The 3,725-nt window shown below is 72.1% G+C and carries 3 protein-coding genes; all 3 read left to right on the top strand.

Annotated elements, in window-relative coordinates; all coding sequences use genetic code 11:
- Window positions 1-649, top strand: a 649-nt coding sequence (locus tag AB0J09_RS59020) for an LLM class flavin-dependent oxidoreductase (protein WP_360712156.1), incomplete at its 5' end; no start/stop codon positions are given.
- 44 nt (window positions 650-693) lie between these two features.
- The gene (locus AB0J09_RS59015) at window positions 694-2,166 is read left to right on the top strand and encodes a 3' terminal RNA ribose 2'-O-methyltransferase Hen1 (protein ID WP_360712153.1); all 1,473 of its coding nucleotides are present in this window, start codon (window positions 694-696) and stop codon (window positions 2,164-2,166) included.
- On the top strand, window positions 2,150-3,725 hold a 1,576-nt coding region (locus AB0J09_RS59010), incomplete at its 3' end, for a polynucleotide kinase-phosphatase (RefSeq protein ID WP_360712150.1). The genes AB0J09_RS59015 and AB0J09_RS59010, both read left to right, overlap by 17 nt.

Genomic DNA, 3,725 nt, shown 5'->3' with positions numbered 1-3,725 from the left:
CGCGCAGGTCGACCAGATGAGCGGCGGCCGGGTCGAGCTGGGCTTCGGCACCGGCTGGTTCGATGCCGAGCACGCGGCGTACGGCATCCCGTTCCCGCCGCAGAACGAGCGGTTCGGGCGGTTCGAGGAGCAGCTCGAGATCATCACGGGCCTGTGGGCCGCGGAGAAGGGCTTCTCGTTCGAGGGCAGGTACTACCGGGTCGTCGACTCGCCCGCGTTGCCCAAGCCGGTGCAGAGGCCCCGGCCGCCGGTCATCATCGGCGGTTTCGGCGCCAAGCGCACGCCGCGGCTGGCGGCGGCGTACGCGGACGAGTACAACCTGCCGTTCCGCACGCTGTCCGACACGGCGGAGGGGTTCGGGCGGGTGCGCGAGGCCTGCGAGACCACCGGGCGCAGCATGGTCTACTCGGTGGCGCAGACCACCATCGTGGGCCGCGACCGGGCCGAGGTCGAGCGGCGCGCCGCCGCCGTCGGCGAGAACCCCGACACGCTGCGGGAGAACGGCCTGGCCGGTACCCCCGCCGAGGTGCTGGAGAAGATCGGGAAGTTCGCCGAGCTGGGCGCGGAGCGGCTCTACCTCCAGATCCTGGATCTGTCGGACCTGGAGCACCTGGAGCTGATCGCCGCCGAGGTGCTCCCGCACGTCTAGTAATCGAATGGCGGCGCTTCGCGGGGGTACGGCAGACTTGGGGCGTGCTGCTGACGATCACGACCACCGCGAGGCCCGCCACCGACCTGGGCTTCCTCCTGCACAAGCATCCTGAGCGGGTGCAGGAGTTCGGTCAGTCGTTCGGCACTGCCAGGGTGTTCTACCCCGAGGCGGGCGACGAGCGCTGCACGGTGGCGCTCATGCTCGAGGTGGACCCGATCGCGCTGGTCAGGTCGCGCGGCAAGAGCTCGCCCGACTTCAGCCTGTCGCAGTACGTCAACGACCGCCCCTACGCGGCCTCGTCGCTGCTGGCCGTGGCGCTGGCCGACGTGTTCCGCACCGCTCGGTCCGGCCGGTGCAAGGCCAGGCCGGAGCTGCCCGGCACGCCGCTGCCGCTGGAGCTGCGGCTGCCCGCGCTGCCCTGCCGGGGCGGCCCAGAGCTGGCGGCGCGGCTGTTCGAGCCGCTCGGGTGGGAGGTGGACGCGCAGGCGTTGCCGCTCGACGAGGGCTTTCCCGAGTGGGGTGAGTCGCGCTATGTCCGGCTCACCCTGCGCGGGACGGCGCGCCTCGCCGACGCGCTCAACCACCTGTACGTGCTGCTGCCCGTGCTCGACGACGGCAAGCACTACTGGATCGCGCCCGACGAGGTCGACAAGCTGATCAGGGCCGGCGAGGGATGGCTGCACGGCCACCCCGAACGCGGCCTGATCACCCGGCGCTACCTGGGGCGGCGCTGGGCGCTGGCCCGCACCGCGCTGGCGCGGCTGGCGGAGCTGGGCGACGAGACCGAGGAGGAGCTGGAGCCCGCGGTCGAGGAGGACGCGCCCGCCGGGGAGACCGCCGCCGACGAGGCGGCCGCCGCGGAGGCCGAGGTCCAGGGCGATGCCTCCCCGGAAGAGGCCACGAAGAGGAAGCCCCTGAACATCACCCGCCGCGAAGCGGTGCTGGCCAAGCTGGAGGAGCTGGGCGCGGTCAGCGTGATCGACCTGGGCTGCGGCCAGGGCGAGCTGGTCGGCGCGCTGCTGGGCAGGCCCAGGTTCTCCAGGGTGAGCGGCATGGACGTGTCGGCGATGGCGCTCACCATCGCCGCCCGCAAGCTGCGCCTCGACCGCATGCCCGACAGCAAGCGCGCCAGGCTCACCCTGTTCCAGGGCGCGCTGACGTACACCGACAAGCGCCTGTCCGGCTACGACGCCGGGGTGCTCATGGAGGTGATCGAGCACGTCGACCCGCCCCGGCTGGCCGCGCTCGAGCACGTCGTGTTCGGCCACGCCAGCCCCCGGCACGTGCTGGTCACCACCCCCAACATCGAGTACAACGTCCGCTATGAGTTCCTGACCGGGCTGCGCCACCGCGACCACCGCTTCGAGTGGACCCGCGCCGAGTTCGCCGCCTGGGCCACCCGCGTGGCCGGCGAGTACGGCTACCACGTCGCGTTCGAGCCGGTCGGCGACGACGACCCCGAGGTCGGCCCGCCCACCCAGATGGGAGTGTTCACCCGTGATCAGCGTTCCTGAGCTGTCCCTGGTGGTGCTCGTCGGCGTCTCGGGCAGCGGCAAGTCGACGTTCGCCAGGAAGCACTTCAAGCCCACGCAGGTCATCTCGTCCGACTTCTGCCGCGGGCTGGTCGCCGACGACGAGAACGACCAGGCGGCCACCCCCGCGGCGTTCGACCTGCTGCACCACATCGTCGGCGTGCGGCTGGCCAGGGGCCTGTTCACCGTGGTCGACGCCACCAACGTCCAGTACGCCGCCCGCAAGAGCCTGATCGAGCTGGCCAGGCAGCACGACGTGCTGTGCGACGCGATCGTGCTCGACGTGCCGGAGGAGGTGGCCATCGAGCGCAACGCCGTCCGCCCCGACCGCGACTTCGGCCGCGGCGTGGTGATCCGCCAGCGCAAGGACCTGCGGCGCTCGCTGAGCAGGATCTCGAACGACGGCTTCAGGCGGGTGCACGTGCTGCGCGGCCTCGACGAGATCGACGACACGGTGATCACGTACGAGAAGGCGTGGTCCGACAAGACCGAGCTGACGGGCCCCTTCGACATCATCGGCGACATCCACGGCTGCCGCTCCGAGCTGGAGACGCTGCTGCGCAGGCTCGGCTGGCAGCGCCTGCCAGGGGGGCTGGCGCACCCGGAGGGCCGCACCGCCGTGTTCGTCGGCGACCTGGTGGACCGCGGGCCCGACACGCCCGGCGTGCTGCGCCTGGTGATGGACATGGTCGAGGCGGGCACCGCGATCTGCGTGGCCGGCAACCACGAGCAGAAGCTGGCGCGCGCGCTCAACGGGCGCAAGGTCAAGGTCGCGCACGGCCTGCAGGAGTCGCTCGACCAGCTCGCCGAGCAGCCGCCCGAGTTCGTGGAGCGGGCCAGGGCCTTCATGGACGGCCTGCGCAGCCACTACCGGCTCGACGGCGGCCAGCTGGTCGTCGCGCACGCGGGCCTCAAGGAGACCTACCACGGCCGCGCCTCCGGCCGGGTCCGCGCGTTCGCCCTGTACGGCGACACGACCGGCGAGACCGACGAGTACGGCCTGCCGGTCCGCTACCCGTGGGCGGAGGAGTACCGCGGCAGGGCCATGGTCGTCTACGGCCACACCCCCACGCTCCGCCCCGAGTGGGTGAACAACACGATCTGCCTCGACACCGGCTGCGTCTTCGGCGGCCACCTGACCGCGCTGCGCTACCCCGAGCGCCAGATCGTCCAGGTCCCCGCGGAGAAGGTCTGGTACGAGCCTGCCAAGCCACTCGGCGGCCCGGCCCGCGATCCCGGCATGCTGGACATCAACGACGTGACCGGCACCCGGTACGTCGAGACCGGGTTCGGCCCCAGGGTCAAGGTCCTGGAGGAGAACGCGGCCGCCGCCCTGGAGGTCATGAGCCGGTTCGCGGTGGACCCGCGCTGGCTGGTCTACCTGCCGCCCACCATGGCGCCGCCGGAGACGTCCAAGCTGGACGGCTACCTGGAGCACCCGCACGAGGCGTTCGAGGAGTTCGCCGCCGCGGGGGTGCGCTGGGTCGTGTGCGAGGAGAAGCACATGGGCTCCCGGGCCGTCGCCGTGCTGGCCAGGACGC

It is taken from the genome of Nonomuraea sp. NPDC049784 (genome assembly GCF_040659615.1).
In the GTDB taxonomy this organism is placed as follows: domain Bacteria; phylum Actinomycetota; class Actinomycetes; order Streptosporangiales; family Streptosporangiaceae; genus Nonomuraea.
This window is presented reverse-complemented; position numbering and strand designations above follow the sequence as displayed.